General features: G+C 74.4%; 15 protein-coding genes. 13 read left to right on the top strand and 2 right to left on the bottom strand.

Annotated elements, in window-relative coordinates; genetic code table 11:
* Positions 1-13 precede the first annotated feature (13 nt).
* The gene (locus ACZ6EG_RS32505) at positions 14-634 is read right to left on the bottom strand and encodes a TetR/AcrR family transcriptional regulator (protein WP_469610042.1); all 621 of its coding nucleotides are present in this window, start codon (positions 632-634) and stop codon (positions 14-16) included.
* Positions 635-750: 116 nt separating this feature from the next.
* Here ACZ6EG_RS32505 and ACZ6EG_RS32500 point away from each other — a divergent pair, with 116 nt between their 5' ends.
* From ACZ6EG_RS32500 to ACZ6EG_RS32490, 3 genes are all read left to right on the top strand, one after another.
* Positions 751-1,380, top strand: a complete 630-nt coding sequence (locus ACZ6EG_RS32500) for an alpha-ketoglutarate-dependent dioxygenase AlkB (RefSeq protein ID WP_469610039.1) — start codon at positions 751-753, stop codon at positions 1,378-1,380.
* A gap of 89 nt (positions 1,381-1,469) precedes the next feature.
* Complete coding sequence (locus ACZ6EG_RS32495) at positions 1,470-2,216, top strand: MBL fold metallo-hydrolase (protein ID WP_391972682.1); 747 nt, start codon at positions 1,470-1,472, stop codon at positions 2,214-2,216.
* 9 nt (positions 2,217-2,225) lie between these two features.
* Positions 2,226-3,458: a DUF4032 domain-containing protein gene (locus ACZ6EG_RS32490; protein ID WP_391972617.1), complete on the top strand. Its 1,233-nt coding sequence runs from the start codon at positions 2,226-2,228 to the stop codon at positions 3,456-3,458.
* A 16-nt stretch (positions 3,459-3,474) separates the two neighbouring features.
* Here the strand turns inward: ACZ6EG_RS32490 and ACZ6EG_RS32485 are convergent, their stop codons facing one another.
* Positions 3,475-4,350: a universal stress protein gene (locus ACZ6EG_RS32485; RefSeq protein ID WP_469610036.1), complete on the bottom strand. Its 876-nt coding sequence runs from the start codon at positions 4,348-4,350 to the stop codon at positions 3,475-3,477.
* A 61-nt stretch (positions 4,351-4,411) separates the two neighbouring features.
* On the opposite strand from ACZ6EG_RS32485, the gene ACZ6EG_RS32480 reads away from it, so the two are divergent.
* The 10 genes from ACZ6EG_RS32480 (at position 4,412) to ACZ6EG_RS32435 (ending at position 17,587) form a co-directional block, all read left to right on the top strand.
* Positions 4,412-4,777: a VOC family protein gene (locus ACZ6EG_RS32480; protein WP_384700795.1), complete on the top strand. Its 366-nt coding sequence runs from the start codon at positions 4,412-4,414 to the stop codon at positions 4,775-4,777.
* A gap of 94 nt (positions 4,778-4,871) precedes the next feature.
* The gene (locus ACZ6EG_RS32475; protein WP_469610032.1) at positions 4,872-6,548 is read left to right on the top strand and encodes an NAD(P)/FAD-dependent oxidoreductase; all 1,677 of its coding nucleotides are present in this window, start codon (positions 4,872-4,874) and stop codon (positions 6,546-6,548) included.
* Complete coding sequence (locus tag ACZ6EG_RS32470; RefSeq protein WP_469610029.1) at positions 6,545-8,002, top strand: ATP-binding protein; 1,458 nt, start codon at positions 6,545-6,547, stop codon at positions 8,000-8,002. Before ACZ6EG_RS32475 ends, ACZ6EG_RS32470 begins: the two co-directional genes overlap by 4 nt.
* Positions 7,999-8,352, top strand: a complete 354-nt coding sequence (locus ACZ6EG_RS32465; RefSeq protein WP_458417014.1) for a UBP-type zinc finger domain-containing protein — start codon at positions 7,999-8,001, stop codon at positions 8,350-8,352. Before ACZ6EG_RS32470 ends, ACZ6EG_RS32465 begins: the two co-directional genes overlap by 4 nt.
* Positions 8,353-8,416: 64 nt before the next feature.
* Complete coding sequence (locus ACZ6EG_RS32460) at positions 8,417-11,380, top strand: helix-turn-helix transcriptional regulator (protein ID WP_469610026.1); 2,964 nt, start codon at positions 8,417-8,419, stop codon at positions 11,378-11,380.
* Between the two features lie 111 nt (positions 11,381-11,491).
* Complete coding sequence (locus ACZ6EG_RS32455) at positions 11,492-12,796, top strand: CAP domain-containing protein (protein WP_469610023.1); 1,305 nt, start codon at positions 11,492-11,494, stop codon at positions 12,794-12,796.
* A gap of 59 nt (positions 12,797-12,855) precedes the next feature.
* On the top strand, positions 12,856-13,533 hold the full coding sequence (locus tag ACZ6EG_RS32450; protein ID WP_391972623.1) for an AIM24 family protein: 678 nt from the start codon (positions 12,856-12,858) through the stop codon (positions 13,531-13,533).
* A 128-nt stretch (positions 13,534-13,661) separates the two neighbouring features.
* On the top strand, positions 13,662-14,621 hold the full coding sequence (locus tag ACZ6EG_RS32445) for a threonine/serine dehydratase (protein WP_391972624.1): 960 nt from the start codon (positions 13,662-13,664) through the stop codon (positions 14,619-14,621).
* Between the two features lie 299 nt (positions 14,622-14,920).
* Positions 14,921-16,525, top strand: a complete 1,605-nt coding sequence (locus tag ACZ6EG_RS32440) for a serine/threonine protein kinase (RefSeq protein ID WP_391972625.1) — start codon at positions 14,921-14,923, stop codon at positions 16,523-16,525.
* An 84-nt stretch (positions 16,526-16,609) separates the two neighbouring features.
* Positions 16,610-17,587, top strand: a complete 978-nt coding sequence (locus tag ACZ6EG_RS32435) for an LLM class F420-dependent oxidoreductase (RefSeq protein ID WP_391972626.1) — start codon at positions 16,610-16,612, stop codon at positions 17,585-17,587.
* Positions 17,588-17,598: the final 11 nt, after the last annotated feature.

Raw genomic sequence — 17,598 nt, 5'->3', positions numbered from 1 at the left:
CTTCCTGTGTGTGTCAGTGACTCGTGCTGCCCTCGACGAGCAGCGCGGTGAGCAGCCGCCCCAGCCAGGCCCGGGCGTGCTCGACGTCCCGGTCCAGGAGCAGTTGGGTGGTGACTCCGTCGTACGCGGCGACCACGGCGTGCGCGGCCCCCTCGGCGTCGCCGAGCACGGCGGGCAGGGCGGTGTGTCCGCGGGCCCGGGCCAGCCGGTCGGCGATCGCCCGCCTGAGGCGGGCCCGGTGCTCCAGCAGGGTCCGGGCGACCTCCGGGTCGCGGGCGGCGTGCACCAGGAAGTCCGTCTTCACCAGGAGCCAGTCCCGGTCGAGGAGCAGCACCTCGGTGACGCGCTCCACGGCGGCGGGCACGTCCAGATCGGGGCCGTCGGAGGCGAGGGCGGCGGACACCTGCTCGGCGATCAGGCCGGCCCGCTGCCGGTAGAGGGCGAAGAAGAGCTCGTCGAGGCTGTCGAAGTTGGAGTAGAAGGCACCCCGGCTGTACCCGGCCGCCTCGCAGACCTCCTCGATCGACACCCGCCCGAAGCCCTTGGTGGCGAACACCGCGAACGCGGCGTCCAGGAGGTTCGCGCGGGTGCGCACGCGCCGCCTGGTCACCCGCCCGGTGGTCGCCTTCGCCATCGTGTCCGGCCCCTTTCTCCCGGCTCGGATGCGCGAATGTATCGGATACACCGGTGTATCGAAAGGGGTCCGGTCGGCTATAGAACACATTTTCGAGCACGGGGTACGCTGGTGGCATGACCACGCACCTCCAGGGCTCGCTCTTCGACCAGACCGACGAGGTCCGGCTCGGCCCGCTCGCCGGAGTGCGCCGCACCCCCCTCGGCTCCGGGGCCTGGATCGACCTGCTCCCCGGCTGGCTGAGCGGCGCCGACGCGCTCTTCGAGCGGCTGGCCGCCGAGGTCCCTTGGCGTGCGGAGCGGCGCGCCATGTACGACCAGGTGGTGGACGTGCCCCGGCTGCTCGCGTTCTACGGCGCGGGCGACGCGCTGCCGCATCCGCTGCTCGCCGAGGCGCGTGACGCGCTGTCCGCGCACTACGCCGCCGAGCTGGGCGAACCGTTCACCACCGCCGGGCTGTGCCACTACCGCGACGGCCGGGACAGCGTCGCCTGGCACGGTGACCGGATCGGGCGGGGAGCCCGGCAGGACACGATGGTCGCCATCCTCTCGGTCGGCGCGCCCCGTGACCTGCTCCTGCGCCCGGCGGGCGGGGGCGGCCCCACGGTGCGCCGTCCGCTCGGCCACGGCGACCTGATCGTGATGGGCGGCTCCTGTCAGCGCACCTGGGAGCACTGCGTCCCCAAGAGCACCCGGGCCGCCGGGCCCCGCATCAGCGTCCAGTTCCGCCCGCACGGCGTGCGCTGAGTCGCCTGCGGGGGCCCGCACCGCCGCCGCTCCCCCGGCCTGCTTCCCTGGTACCGGCGAACCGGAACGAGCGGAGTGGCGGGATGATCATGCGGGCACGGGTGCGACACGTCGGGGAGGGCATCCACCTGGTGCACGGCTCCCACACCAACTGGGTGATCCTGACGGACGGGGACGCCGTCACACTGGTCGACACCGGGTATCCCGGCGACCGCGCACAGCTCCTCGCCTCGCTCGCGGAGGTCGGGAGTGCACCGGAGGCGGTCGTGGCGGTGCTGATCACCCACGCCCACAACGACCACCTGGGCTCGGCCGAGTACCTGCGGGCCGCCCACGGCACCCCGGTCCTCCTGCACGAGGCCGAAGTCCCGCACGCCCGCCGGGACTTCCTCCAGCAGGTACCGGTCGGCACGGTGCTGCGCAACGCCTGGCGTCCGGGCGTGCTGCCCTGGGCGGTGCACGTGCTGCGCTCCGGCGGTACCGAGCAGCACCCGGTGACCTCGCCGGAGCCCTTCCCCGCCGACGGCCCGCTCGACCTGCCCGGCCGGCCCGTTCCGGTGCACACCCCCGGGCACACCGACGGGCACTGCGCCTACCACCTCCCGGACGCCGGAGTGGTGATCTCCGGCGACGCGCTGGTGAGCGGGCACGCCACGTCGCGGACCACGGGGCCGCAGCTGCTGCCCGGCATGTTCCACCACGACCGGGCACGCACCGCGGCCTCCCTCGACGTCCTGGCCGGGTTGGACGGCGACGTCCTGCTCCCCGGGCACGGTCCCGTCCACCGCGGGCCGGTGAAGGAAGCCGCCCGACGGGCCCGGGAACGGGCGTTCTAGAGTCGGGGCATGGCCTTGCAGATCAGCGCCACCAATCCGGAGCACCCCGCGCTCCTGCTCGAACTGCCGTGGCAGACGCCGCTGGAGCGGTGGCCCGAGGAGTACCTCGTCCCGCTGCCGCGCGGCATCTCCCGGCACGTCGTCCGCTACGCACGCGCCGGGGACGAGGTGATCGCCGTCAAGGAGCTGGCCGAACGCCCGGCGCTCCGCGAGTACCAGCTGCTGCGCGACCTGGACCGGCTCGCCATCCCCGCGGTGGACGCGCTCGCCGTGGTCACCGGCCGCACGGATGCCGCCGGCGAGCCGCTGGAACCGGTGCTGATCACCCGCCACCTCGGCGGCTCCATGCCGTACCGGTCGATGTTCGAGACGACGCTCCGCCCGGCGACCATGCACCGCCTGATGGACGCCCTGGCGGTGCTGCTGGTCCGGCTGCACCTGGCCGGCTTCGCGTGGGGCGACTGCTCGCTGTCCAACACCCTCTTCCGGCGCGACGCGGGCGCCTACGCGGCCTACCTGGTGGACGCCGAGACCGGTGACCTGCATCCCCGGCTGAGCGAGGGGCAGCGCGACTACGACCTGGACCTCGCGCGGGTGAACATCAGCGGTGAGCTGCTCGACCTGGAGGCCTCCGGCGCCCTGCACCCCTCCGTCGACCCGATCGACCTCGGCACCGAGATCTGCGCCCGCTACCGGCGCCTGTGGGAGGAGCTGACCCGCACCTCCGTCTACCCGGCGGGCAAGTACCACTACATCGAGCGCCGGATCCGGCGGCTCAACGACCTCGGCTTCGACGTGGCCGAGATGCAGATCGAGCACGCCTCCAACGGCGACACGGTCACCTTCGTGCCCAAGGTCGTCGACGCCGGCCACCACCAGCGCCAGTTGCTGCGCCTGACCGGCCTGGACGCCGAGGAGAACCAGGCCCGGCGGCTGCTGAACGACCTGGAGAGCTGGATGGCCACCCAGGACGACTACGCCCCGGACGACCCCCTGGGAGCCCGCCCCGAGGTCCTCGCCCACCGCTGGGTGCGCGAGGTGTTCCGGCCCACCGTGCGCGCCGTGCCGGTACAGCTGCGCGGCGCGATGGACCCGGCCGAGATCTACCACGAGCTGCTGGAGCACCGCTGGTTCCTGTCCGAGCGCGCCCAGCACGACATCGGCCTGGACACCGCCGTCGAGGACTACATCACGACCATCCTGCCGCGGGCCCGGGAGACCCTGGAGCCCACGGCGGACTGAGCGGCGTACCGGCCCGTCACGTGTGCGGGACCACCGCCACCGGGCAGTCGGCGTGGTGCAGCACGCCGTGCGCCACGGAGCCGATCCGGGCGCCGACGGCCGTACGGCGGGCCCGGCGGCCGACGACCATGAGCTGGGCGCCGCCGGCCACCGACAGCAGCACCTGACCCGCGCTGCCCATCTCGACGTGCTCGATCACCGGGACGTCGGGGAAGCGCTCGCGCCACGGCGCGAGCGCCTCGCCGAGCGCCTTGCGCTCGTACTGCTCCAGGCCCCCGGCCTCGTCGGCGAGGCGCATCGAGCCCGGGCTGTAGGTGAACACCGTCGGCAGGGCCCAGGCGCGCACGGCCCGCACGGTGGCGCCGCGCGCGGCGGCCGCCTCGAAGGCGAAACCGATCACGTCGGCGCTGTCCTCGGGCTCCCCCTGCTGACCCACGACGACCTCGCGCCCCGCGGCCTCGGTCGCGGCCTCGTCCCCGGCGCGCACGAGCACGACGGGCCGGGGCGACTCGGCGATCACCTGCTGGCCGACGGAGCCGAGCAGGAAGCCGACGACCGCCCCGTGCCCGCGCGACCCGAGCACGAGCGTCTCGGTGTCGGCCGTGGCGGCGAGCAGCGCGGCGACGGCGTCGTCGGCCTCGCGGATCTCCGTGGAGACCGTGAGGTCCGGGTGGCGCTCGGTGACGGTCCGGACCGACTCGGCCACCGAGTCCCGGATCCCCCGCTCCTGCGCCTCCCGGTCCGTGGGGCCGTCCGCGTCCCGCGACGCGAACCGCCAGGCGTGCACGACACACAGCGGCGCCTCCCGGCGGACCGCCTCCCTGGCGGCCCAGGCCAGCGCGGCCAGGCTCTCCTCCGAACCGTCCACACCTGCCGTGATCGGGCGCGTCATGCGGGTCCCTCCCTGTGTCGCGGTCTCGTTCATGGAGCCCAGTCTTCCCTACGCTGTCCGCATGACCTTGGAGTGGGAGCAGGTGAACGTCGACGCGGCCGATCCGGCGGCGCTCGGACGCTGGTGGGCCGAGGCGCTGGGATGGGTCGTGGTGAACGACGCTCCCGACGAGTACGAGATCCGCCCGGCGCCCGACCGGCTGCCCGGGCTGCTGTTCGTCCCGGTGCCGGAGGACAAGACCGTCAAGAACCGGCTGCACCTCGACTTCCGGCCGAAGGACCAGGAGGCCGAGGTGGCCCGCCTGCTGGAGCTGGGCGCGCGCCGTGCCGACGTGGGCCAGGGCGAGCAGCCGTGGGTGGTGCTGGCGGACCCGGAGGGCAACGAGTTCTGCGTGCTCGGCCCCCGCGGCGGCCGTCCGGCCGACTGAGCGGGCCGCGCTGATCGAACATACGATGGACGGCAGGCCGGTGCGGTGACGGGGACGCCGTGCCGTGAACCCGGCCGTTCGACGTGGGGGACGTATGGCACAGGCCGACGGGACGACGCGGACCGTCATCATGACCGTGGACGACGATCCGGGGGTCTCCCGCGCCGTCGCCCGTGATCTGCGGCGGCGGTACGGCGCCTCGTACCGCATCGTGCGCGCGGAGTCCGGCGAGTCGGCCCTGGAGGCGCTGCGGGAACTGAAGCTCCGCGGCGACCTGGTGGCGGTGCTCCTCGCCGACTACCGGATGCCGCGGATGAACGGCATCGAGTTCCTGGAGCGGGCCCTGGACGTGTACCCGGGCGCCCGTCGGGTGCTGCTGACCGCGTACGCGGACACCGACGCGGCGATCGACGCGATCAACGTCGTGGACCTGGACCACTACCTGCTCAAGCCGTGGGACCCGCCCGAGGAGAAGCTCTACCCGGTGCTGGACGACCTGCTCCAGGCCTGGCGCACCGGTGACCACCGGCCGGTGCCCAGCACCAAGGTGGTCGGGCACCGCTGGTCGGCGCGCTCCTCCGAGGTCCGGGAGTTCCTGGCCCGCAACCAGGTGCCGTACCGCTGGTACTCGTCCGACGAGCCGGAGGGGCGGCGGCTGCTGACGGCGGCCGGGCAGGACGGGCGGCGGCTGCCGGTGGTGATCACGCCGGAGGGCGCCCCGCTGGTGGAGCCGGAGGCCCCCGAACTGGCCGCGCGGGTGGGGCTGGCGACGACGCCGGCGGCCGACTTCTACGACCTGGTGGTGATCGGCGGCGGTCCGGCAGGGCTGGGGGCGGCCGTGTACGGGGCCTCCGAGGGGCTGCGGACGGTGCTGGTGGAGCGGTCGGCGACCGGCGGACAGGCCGGGCAGAGCTCCCGCATCGAGAACTACCTCGGCTTCCCCGACGGCGTGTCCGGCGGGCAGCTCACCGACCGGGCCCGGCGGCAGGCGGCGAAGTTCGGCGCGGAGATCCTCACGGCGCGCGAGGTGACCGGCCTGGAGGCCAACGGCGCGGCGCGGACCGTGCGGTTCTCGGACGGCTCGGCGATCGCCGCGCACAGCGTGATCCTCGCGACCGGTGTCTCCTACCGGCAGCTGGCCGCTCCCGGCGCCGACGACCTGACCGGCTGCGGCGTCTTCTACGGCTCGGCGCTGACCGAGGCGGCCTCCTGCCACGGCCACGACGTGTACATCGTCGGCGGCGCCAACTCGGCCGGGCAGGCGGCGATGTACCTGGCCCGGGGTGCCAAGTCGGTGACGCTGCTGGTGCGCGGCGACTCGCTGGCGGCGTCGATGTCGCACTACCTGATCCAGCAGATCGAGGAGACGCCCAACATCCGGGTGCGCTGCGGCACGGCCGTGGAGGGCGCGCACGGCGACGGGCATTTGGAACGGCTGACGCTGCGCGACGCGGCGAGCGGTGAGACCGAACAGGTCGACGCGCAGTGGCTGTTCGTGTTCATCGGAGCGGCCCCGCGGACCGACTGGCTGGACGGGACGGTACTGCGGGACGAGCGGGGGTTCATCCTGGCCGGGCCGGACCTCAGCCCCGACGGGCGGCCCCCGGCCGACTGGGAGCTGGACCGGCCGCCGTACCACCTGGAGACCAGCGTGCCGGGCGTGTTCGTGGCGGGCGACGCCCGCGCGGAGTCCGCGAAGCGGGTCGCGTCCGCCGTCGGAGAGGGAGCCATGGCCGTGATGCTCGTCCACCGGTACCTGGAGCAGTCGTGAGCGGCCGGCCGATGCCGTGCAGCCCCCGGGAGATCGGGGAGCTGTTCCTGTTCGAGAAGCTGACGCCCGAGCAGTTGGGACGGCTGTGCGCCGAGGGCCGGGTGGAGCGGTTCGAACCCGGGCCGGTGTACGCCGAGGGCGAGGACGCGACCTGCTTCTACGTGCTGCTGGACGGGACGGTCGTGCTCTCCCGGCGGGTCGGCGGGGACGACGTGGAGACCCACCGCACCTCGCAGCGCGGGGTGTACGCCGGGGCGATGCAGGCGTACGTCGGCGACCGGGTGCCGCAGGTCTACACGAACTCGATGCGGGTCACCGAGCCGACCCGGTTCTTCGTGCTGCCGGCGCAGACCTTCGCGAGCGTCATGAGGGAGTGGTTCCCGATGGCGGTGCACCTGCTGGAGGGGCTGTTCTTCGGTTCGAAGAACACCCAGCGGGCCATCGGTCAGCGTGAGCGGCTGCTGGCGCTCGGCTCGCTGTCCGCCGGCCTCACGCACGAGCTGAACAACCCGGCGGCGGCGGCCGTACGGGCCACCTCGGCGCTGCGGGAGCGGGTGGCGAAGATGCGCCACAAGCTGGCCGTCATCGCCGAGGGACCGTTCACCCGCGACGCGCTCGCCGGGCTCATCGAGATACAGGAGCGCACGGCGGAGCGGGTCGCCAAGGCCCCCTCCCTCTCCCCGCTGGAGGCCAGCGACCGGGAGGACGCCCTCACCGACTGGCTGGACGACCACGGCGTCGAACAGGGCTGGCGGATCGCGCCGACCTTCGTACAGGCCGGGCTGGACACCGAGTGGCTGGACCAGGTGGCGGCGGCGGTGGACGAGCAGCTGCTGCCGGGGGCGATCGGCTGGCTCAACTACACGGTCGAGACCGAACTGCTGATGGACGAGATCGCGGACTCCACCGCCCGCGTCTCGCACCTCGTCGACGCGGCCAAGCAGTACGCGCAGCTCGACCGGGCTCCCTACCGGACCGTCGACGTCCACGAACTCCTGGACAGCACCCTGCTGATGCTGTCCGGCAAGATCGGCCCCCGGATCGACGTCGTCAAGGAGTACGACCGCACCGTGCCGGAGATCCCGGCGTACCCGGCGGAACTGAACCAGGTGTGGACCAATCTCATCGACAACGCGGTCTCCGCGGTGAACGGCGCGGGCGGCGACGGCACGCTGACCGTGCGGACCACGCTCCACCACGACCGGCTGCTGGTGGAGTTCCGCGACACCGGAACGGGGATCGCGCCGGAGATCCGCGACCGCATCTTCGATCCGTTCTTCACCACCAAGCCGGTGGGCGAGGGCACCGGGCTCGGTCTGGACATCTCCTGGCGGATCGTGGTCAACAAGCACCACGGCACGCTGCGGGTGGACTCCGTGCCCGGCGACACCCGGTTCCAGGTGCTGCTCCCGCTGACCGCCGCCGCACCCGAACCGACCGAGGAGCCCGCATGACCGACGACACCGGAATCGACCCCACCGTCCCGCCGAGCGGCCCCGGCTGCGCCGACTGCGACGCGGTGGACGGCTGGTGGTTCCACCTGCGGCGCTGCGCCGGCTGCGGTCACGTCGGCTGCTGCGACAGCTCGCCCGGACAGCACGCGACCGGGCACTTCCGCGCGACCGGGCATCCGGTGGTGCAGAGCTTCGAACCGGGCGAGGACTGGTACTGGGACTACGCGACCGAGGAGGTGCGGGAGTCCGGCCCCGAACTGGCCGCCCCGCGCAGCCACCCCGAGGACCAGCCGAGCCCCGGACCGGCGGGACGGGTGCCCGCGGACTGGGCCCGGACGCTGCGGCGTTGAGGGAGGCGCGGCGCCCGGGCGGGCCCCGGCCGCCCGTGCCGGACCGTCGGACCCTCGTGCCAGGATGGGCAGCGTGTCGCAGACCATGTTCACCAGCCCGCTCGTCGGCCGCGAGGACGAACTCGCGCGCCTGGACGACGTCCTGGAACGGGCCCGTTCGGGAGAGGCTCGTGCGGTACTGATCGCCGGAGACGCCGGGGTAGGCAAGACCCGGACGCTCGACGAGGTCGCCGGGCGGGCCGCCGCGGCCGGGACGACCGTGCTCACCGGGCACTGCGTCGACCTGGGCGACGTGGGCCTGCCGTACCTGCCGTTCACCGAGATACTCGGCGCGCTGGCGGCCGACGAGCGCCTCGCCGCCGTCCTGGCCGCCCATCCGGCCGCCGACCGGCTGCTCGGCGGCGGTTCGGACGACGGTGGCGACGCCACCACGCGGTCGCGGCTGCGGCTGTTCGAGGGGGTGGCGGCCCTGCTGACCGAGCTGGCGGACATCACCCCGCTGCTGCTGGTCCTGGAGGACCTGCACTGGGCCGACCAGTCCTCCCGGGACCTGCTGCGGTTCCTGCTCAGCCGGGGGGTCCTGCAGCGGCCCGCGGGCGGGGCGCCCGGCCACCGGCTCGCGGTGCTCGCCTCGTACCGGGCGGACGACCTGCACCGGCGCCACCCGCTGCGGCCCCTGCTGGCCGAGCTGGTACGGCTGCCCGCCGTGGAACGCCTGGAACTGCGCCCCCTGCCCGACGCCGACGTGGCCCGGCTGGTGCGCCTCCTCGGGGACCGGCCGCTGCCCGACACCACCGTGCACCGGATCGTGGAACGCGCCGAGGGCAACGCCTTCTACGCCGAGGAACTGGTCGCGGCCGCGGACACGCCCGCCGGAGGTGTGCCCAGCGGTCTGGCCGACGTCCTGCTCATCCGGTTCGAGCAGCTCTCCGAGACCGCCCAGCAGGTCCTGCGCACCGCCGCCGTCGCCGGGCGGCGCGTAGGGCACGAGCTGCTGCGGGAGGCGGTCGGGCTGCCCGAGGAGGAGCTGGAGACGGCCCTGCGGGAGGCGGTGGGCCGGCAGTTGCTCGTCGCCGGCGACGACGGCTCCTACTCCTTCCGCCACGCCCTCGCCCGGGAGGCGGTCTACGCCGACCTGCTCCCCGGCGAACGGGCCCGGCTGCACGGCGCGTTCGCCCGGCTGCTCTCCGGGCCGGGGAGCCGTTCCGACAGTGCCGCCGAGCGCGCGCACCACTACCGGGAGAGTCACGACCTGCCCGAGGCGCTCTGCGCGTCCCTGGCGGCCGCGGACCACGCCCAGCGCGTCGGGGCGCCCGCCGAGGAACTGCGCCACGTGGAGGCGGCCCTCGACCTGTGGTCGGCGGTCGACGCGGCGGCGCGGCCGGCCGGTTCCGACGTCGTGACGCTCACGCTGCGCGCCTCGGCCGCCGCCGCGCACGCCGGGGAGCTGCACCGCGCGGTCTCCCTCACCCGCTCCGCGCTGGCCGGCCTCGGCCAGGACGCCGACCTGGAGCTCGCCGCCCGCGTCCGGTACACGCTCGCCGGGAACCTGCTGAACGTCGACAACCTGTCGGCCGCGTTCACGCACAGCAGCGAGGCGCTCGAACTGATCCCCGCCGAGCCGCCGTCGGCGACGTGGATGTGGGCCGCGGCGACGCACGTCATGGCGGCCCGCCAGGTCGGGGAGTACGAGACGGCGCTGCGGGTCGCCCGCCGGGCGCTGCGCGTCGCCGACCAGCTGGGCGTCGTCGACGCCCGGGCCGACCTGCTCATCTCCCTGACCAGCCTCGAAGGCGGCAACCGGACCACCCCGCGGGGCCGGGAACGGCTGCTGGAGGCGCGGGAGCTGGCACGGCGGGCGGGGAACGCGCCGGTGGAGATGCGCGCCCTGTTCAACCTCGCCATCGGGAGCTTCGAGTCCGGGGACCTGGAGGAGTGCCGGCACTGGGCGTCGGAGGGACTGGACCGGGCCCGGCGTTCCGGGCTGCTGTCCTCGCCGTACCCCCGTGAGATGCGGTACCTGCGGCTGCTGGTGCAGTACACGCTGGGCCACTGGGACGAGTGCGTGCGCGCGGCGGCGGACGACGCCGGTGGGCTGCCCGCCGCGGGGGGTCATGGCGCGGGCCCCGGGCTCTACGTGGCGCTGGCGCGCGGGGACCTCTCTGCCGCCGACCGGGCCCGCGCGCTGCTGGAGGGCCCGTTCGACTGGATGGGCACGCTGGTGGCGGGCATCGTGCTGACCGACGCCGCCGCTTCGCGGGGTGACGCGGAGGAGGCCGTGCGGTGGATGCGGTCCACCGTGGCGGTGCTCACCGACGACGCGGGCGTGCTGCCCGCCGCCACCGTGCGACTGGCCGCCCTCGCCCTGTCCGCGGTCGCCGACCGGGTCGTCGAGCTGCGCGGGGCCGGCGACGGGACGGAGACGGGCCGCTGGACGGCCACCGCGAAGGAGCTCCTGGCGCAGGCCCGCCGGGCCGCCGGGCACGGGGAGGACGGCGTACCGCAGGGGCCGGAGGGGCAGGCGTGGCTGGCACGCGCCGAGGCGGAGTGGACCCGGATCGAGGGGGCCGGACCGGACCCGGCGGCCTGGCGTCGGGCGGTGGAGGGGTTCGCGCACGGCGACGTCTACGAACGCGCGCGGTGCCGGTTCAGGCTGGCCGAGGCGCTGCTGGCGGCCGACCGCCGCGAGGAGGCGGCCGTCGAGGCCGACGGCGTACGCCGGGAGGCCCGCCGGCTGGGCGCCACGCTGCTGCGCGAGCGCCTGGACGGGCTGGCCCGCCGAGGGAGGCTCACGGGCGCGAGGGACGGTTCCGCCGTGCTGACGGCCCGCGAACGGGACGTGCTGCGGCTCCTCGCCCTCGGCCGCAGCAACCGTCAGATCGGCGAGGAGCTGTTCATCAGCGCCAAGACGGCGAGCGTCCACGTCTCCAACATCCTCGCCAAGCTGGACGCCGCGAGCCGTACGGAGGCGGTGGCGGTCGCCTACCGCCGGGGGCTCGTCGCCCCGGAGCCGACCGCACCGTCCTGACCCGGCCGGCACCGGCCGACGCCCGGTCCCGGGAACATCCGGCGGGCGGCGGTCGTTGAGCCGTCACCGAGAGACCCGACCGGCGCGCGCACCACGACGAAGGACGGCACGATGAGCGAGTTGGTCCCCGGGGGAAACGTCCCTCTGCCGGACGGCCCCGTGAGCGTGCGGGTGCCCGGCGGCTTCGACGTGTCGGCGCTCGTCACGGACGACGGCGGGAAGGTGCGCGGCGACGACGACTTCGTCTTCTACAACCAGCCGGAGGCACCCGGCGCCCGGCTGCGGGGCGACACGCTCACCGTCGATCCCGGGCGGCTGCGCCCCGGTGCCACCCGGGTGACGGTGGCGGTCAGCCCCTCGGACCCGGCGACCGCCCTGAGCGCGCTGCCCTCCCCCACGCTCCAGGTCACCGACGCCCGCGGCCGGATGCTGACCCGGTTCACCCCCGCGCGGCCCCGGCAGGATACCGTACTGCTGCTCGCGGAGTTCTACCGGCGCGGCGAGAGCTGGAAGCTGCGCGCGCTCGGCCAGGGGTACGCCGACGGACTCGCCGGACTCGCCCGGGACTTCGGGGTGGACGTCGTCGAGGAGACCGCGGCACCCGGCGACCGTCCGACGGCCGCTCCCCCGGCTCCCGCCGCCGACCCCGACGGCTTCCTCGCCCTGGTGAACTCAGCCCGTGCGGCCGCCGGTTCGGGCCCGGTCGCCACCGACGCGCGCCTGGTCCGCGCGGCGCGTGCGCACGCCACCGCCATGGCCGCCGCCGGCACACTGAGCGTGGAGACCCGCGACGGCGTCAGCGTCCACCAGCGCGTCGTCTCGGCCGGATACGCGTACCTCGCCGTCGGCGAGCACCTGGTCTCGGGCCCGCGCTCGCCCACCGAGTTCGTCGCGTACTGCCTGGGCACCGAGCGCACCCGGCGCACACTGCACGCCGCCTTCACCCACACCGGGTGGGCGTACGCCACGAACGGCGGCTCGGGCGACACGTACTGGACGGCGCTGTGGGCCGTGCCGTTCACGCCGGACGGCCTGGCCCGTACCGCGGCCGAGGTAGTCGACCTCACCAACCGGGAGCGGTCGGCGGCGGGACTGCCCGTGCTGGCGGCCGACCCACGGCTCACCGCGGCCGCGCAGGCGCACAGCGCCGACATGGTGGCCCGCGACTTCTACTCCCACACCGACCCGGACGGCGGCAGACCCTGGGACCGGGCCGCCGCCGCGGGCGCCGCGCGGCGCACCGTCGGCGAGAACATAGCCTGCGGCCAGCGCTCCCCCGCCGATGTCGTGGAAGGCTGGATGAACAGCCCCGGGCACCGCGCCAACATCCTGAAGGCCGACTTCACCCACATCGGGATCGGTTTCGCCGGCGGCGGCCGGGCGGGCACCTACTGGACGCAGCTCTTCGGCGGCTGAGGCCCGGTGTCCGGTGTCCGATCTTGGCGGAAGGGACCCCTCCGGGCCAGGATGCCCGTATGAAGGGTGACCTCTTTTCCAGCGAGCACATGGTGCAGCCCGCCACCGCGCCGGGCATGACCGTCGAGAACTCCAAGTGCATCCGTTACACGGTGAGCGGCGACATGCTGGCCCGGCAGGGCGCGATGGTCGCCTACCGCGGCAACCTCCAGTTCGAGCGCAAGGGCCAGGGCGTGGGCGGCATGCTCAAACGCGCGGTCACCGGGGAGGGGTTGCCCCTGATGGCGGTGAGCGGGCAGGGCGAGGCCTGGTTCGCGCACGAGGCGCAGAGCTGCTTCATCGTGGAGGTCGAGCCCGGCGACGAGTTCACGGTCAACGGCCGCAACGTCCTGTGCTTCGACACCTCGTTGTCGTACCGCATCTCCACGGTGAAGGGCTCGGGCATCGCCGGCGGCGGGCTGTTCAACAGCGTCTTCACCGGGCAGGGCAGGCTGGGGCTGGTGTGCGAGGGCAGTCCGCTCGTCATCCCGGTCTCGCCGCAGTACCCGGTGTACGTCGACACGGACGCGATCGTGGGCTGGTCCGCCGGACTCGCCACCTCCCTGCACCGCTCGCAGTCCGTCGGCTCGATGCTGCGCGGCGGTTCGGGCGAGGCCGTGCAGCTGGTGCTGCAGGGCGAGGGCTTCGCCGTCGTGCGGCCGAGCGAGGTGACGCCGCAGAAGACGCAAGCGCACTGAGGCGACCGGACCGTTCACCGACGTCCTGCCCGCCCGACCACGCCTCGGAACCGTGTTGACCTCGGACGCGGCACACGAAAGGGTGCGCACGGGCGCGGATCACCGCCCGCGCCGGAAGGATGAGTGCCTTGATCGGGATCACGGAGATCGAAGCCGCGGCGGAGCGGATCGCCGGACATGTCGTACGCACCCCGACCGTGCCCAGCCCCGGGCTGTCCGCGCTGCTCGGGGTCCCGGTCACCGCGAAACTGGAGCTGCTCCAGCGCACCGGCTCGTTCAAGGCGCGGGGCGCGACGGCGAAACTGCTGTCGCTGACCGAGGCCGAGCGGGCCGCCGGTGTCGTCGCGGTCAGCGGCGGCAACCACGGCATCGCGGTGGCGGTGATGGCCGCCGCCCTCGACGTCAAGGCCACGGTGGTCATGCCGCGCACGGCACCGGCCCGTTCGGTGGAGATCGCCGAGGAGGCGGGCGCGCTGGTGCGGCTGACGGACGGGATGGACAGCGCCTTCGCGTTGGTGAGCCGGCTCCGCGAGGAGGGCCTGACCCTGGTCCACCCCTTCGACGACCCCGTGGTGATCGCCGGCCAGGGCACGGTGGGGCTGGAGTTCGCCGCGGACGCCGGGGAGCTGACCGACGTGCTGGTGAGCATCGGGGGCGGTGGGCTGATCGCCGGTGTGGCGGCGGGGTTGCGGGCGGTGCGGCCGGACGTGCGGATCTGGGGCGTGGAGACCGAGGGGGCCGAGGCCATGTCCCGGGCGCTGGCCGCGGGCGGGCCGCTTCCCGTGGCCCTGTCGTCGATCGTCACCACGCTCAGCGCTCCGGCCGTCTCGCAGGTGACCTACGAGCATGTGTCGGCGCTGGTCACCGAGGTGCTGGTGGTCCCGGACCGGGAAGCCGTCGAGGGCTCGCTGGCCCTCGCCGAGCACGCGAAGGTGTGGACCGAGCCGGCCGCCGGCTGTCTGCTGCCCGCGGCCCGGCGGGTGGTGGAGCGGGTCGGCGACAACGCCCGGATCGGTCTGGTGGTCTGCGGCGGCAACGCGACCACCGCCGACATGGCGGCCTGGGCGGACCGCTTCGGTCTGCGCTGACGCCCGAATCCGGGCCGCGACCGCGTTTACCGCGGGTTACCACCAGGTCGGCCCCGGATGCGCGGGCCCGGTACTCGACCGGGAATTCCCGTGCCGGACAGAGGCGCGAGGTCGTCCAGTTCAGGGGCGGTTGCGCGTCCGCGCGGCCGCCTCTTCCGCATTCCCGTTCGTTTCGCTGGCCGCGGTTTTTGAAGAACGGTCAGAAATGGCCCCCGGATCCGCACGCGTTGAACGCACCCCGGCCTCCTCACCGTACTTCTCCACAAGCCGAGAGCCGGCGGTGCGAACGAGGGGTGGCCATGGGCAGGGCGCACGTCTCCACACACGGATCGGTCGCCGGACGGTACCGCCTCCTCGAGGTCGTCCACCGTGAGACGAACCGGCTCTGCTGGTCCGGGGTGGACGCGGAGACGGGCCGCCCGTGCCTGGTCACGCAGATCGCGCTCCCGGAGGGCCATGCGGCGGAGACCGCCCGCCGGGCCACCGGCCGTGTGGTGCGCACCTGCGAGACCATGCGGTCGCTGTGCCCCGGGCGGATCGCCTCGGTGTCCGACGCCGTCGTGACGGACGGCGTCCTGTGGACGGTGACCGAACGGGTCGCCGGCGTGCCGCTCGGCGAACTCCTGGCCGGTCAGGGCGCGTTCAACTACGCGTGGACGGCACGCATCGGCCTGGCCCTGCTGGACGTGCTGGAGGCGGCCCACGACCTGGGGGTCACACACGGCGAGCTGAGCCCGGGACAGGTGTTCGTGCGCGAGGAGGGCTCCGTCGTCGTCACCGGCTTCGGCCTGGCCGGCGCCACCCTCGCCCCCCGGCTCACGGCACCCTCGTACGCCTCGCCCGAGCAGGCGCGCGACGAGCGGGTCGGGCCGGCGGCCGATCTCTGGGCGCTGGGCGCGATCCTCTACACGATGGTCGAGGGGCGTCCTCCGTTCCGCGACCGCGAGCGGCCCGAGGCGACGCTGAGGGGCGTGGACCGGCTGCCGCTGCGCACGCCCGTGCGCGCCGGCCCGCTCACGCAGGCCGTGCAGGGGCTGCTCCGGAAGGACCCGCGGGAGCGGCTGACCCGCCCGGTGGTGCGCGAGGCCCTCACCCGGGCGCTGGCCGAGGAGCCCGAGGCGGTCGTGCGCGGGGCGTCCCGCCCCCGGCTCCGGGGCGCGTGCGCCGCCGCCCGGTACGCGGGCCGCGGGCGGAGCCGGCGGACGATGCTCGCGGGGACCGCCCTGGCCGTCGTCGCGGTCACGGCGGCCGCCCTCGCCGTCACCCACGGCCTGCCCGGCTCGGGTGACGGCTCCGCCACCGGCACCGGCCCCCGGCAGCGCCCCTCGGCCCCCGTGTCGCCGCCCGGAGACGACACGGCCCCCTCCACCCCCGCTCCCCGGCCGAGCGCGACCCCCTCCCCCTCGCGACCGGGCGGCGCCGTGCCGGCCGGGTTCCGCCGCTACGACGCGCCCGAAGGGTTCTCCGTCGCGCTGCCCGAGGACTGGCGGCGGCTGAGCACCTCCCGGGTGCCGGACGTGGCCTACCGGGTGGTCCTGGGCGCCGCCGGCGACCCGCGCACCCTCGCGGTCACCTACAGCGAGCGGGCGGGCGCCGATCCCGTGGCGGTGTGGCGCGAGGACGTCGAGCCCGGTCTGGAGCGGTCCGGCGACTACCGGCGGATCGGCGAGATCCGCGCGACGAGGTACCGGGGACGCGAGGCGGCCGACATGGAGTGGACCACCGAGGACGACGGCACCCGGGTCCGCACCTTCGGCCGCGGTTTCCTCCTCGGCGGCGGACGGAGCTTCTCGCTGCGCTGGACGACCCCGGCCGAGGACTGGGACGACGCCGGCAACGAGCGGGCGCTCACCACCTTCCTGACGACGTTCCGGGAGGACGCGCCCCGCCCCTCCTCCTCCTGAACCTCGTCGCCCGGTGCAGCCGCGGGCTCGGGTGCGCGCCGTTTCGCCCCGTTTTCGCTGCGCCCGGACGGGGACTCGCGCCTCATGGTGCAAATCGGATACACGATGATGACCGAGCAGGCCGGCCCCCGTGATCTCGTCGGCCATCTGGTGCGGGCCGAGGAGGCGGGCTTCGACTTCTCGGTGACCTCGGACCACTACTTCCCGTGGCTGCGCTCGCAGGGGCACTCGCCCTACGCGTGGGCCGTGCTGGGCGCGGCCGCCCAGGCGACCTCGCGCATCCCGCTGATGACCTACGTGACGTGTCCGACCTTCCGCTACCACCCCGCGGTGGTGGCGCAGAAGGCGGCGACGCTGCAGTTGCTGTCCGAGGGCCGGTTCCGGCTCGGTCTCGGCTCGGGCGAGAACCTCAACGAGCACGTCGTGGGAGGCGGCTGGCCGTCCGTCGACGTCCGGCACGAGATGCTCGCAGAGGCGGTGGAGATCATCCGGGCGCTCTTCGAGGGCGGCCACGTGAACCACCGCGGCACGCACTTCGACGTGGAGTCGGCGCGGCTGTGGGACCTGCCGGACACCGCGCCGCCCATCGGCATCGCCGTCTCCGGCGAGCGTTCCTGCGCGCTCGCGGGTGAGCACGCCGACCTGGTCATCGCCACCGAGCCGAAGCCCGGACTGCTGGAGGCCTTCGACCGGCACGGCGGTGCGGGCAAACCGCGCGTGGGCCAGCTCCCGGTGTCCTACGACCCCGACCGGGACACGGCGATCAAGCGCGCCCACGCCCAGTTCCGCTGGTTCGGCAACGGCTGGAAGGTCAACTCCGAACTGCCCCACCCGGACTCCTTCGAGGCGGCCACCCAGTTCGTCACCCCCGACGACGTCGCCGAGTCGATCCCCTGCGGCGACGATCCGGACGCGTTCGTGGAGGCCGTGCGCCCCTACGCCGAGGCCGGGTTCACCGAGGTCGCCCTGGTGCAGATCGGCGGCGAGACACAACCCGCCTTCCTCGACTGGTCGGAGAAGACCCTGCTGCCCGCGCTGCGCGAGGCCCTGGGCCGGTCCTGAGCCCGGCACGG

It is taken from the genome of Streptomyces sp. NPDC041968, assembly GCF_055589025.1.
This window is presented reverse-complemented; position numbering and strand designations above follow the sequence as displayed.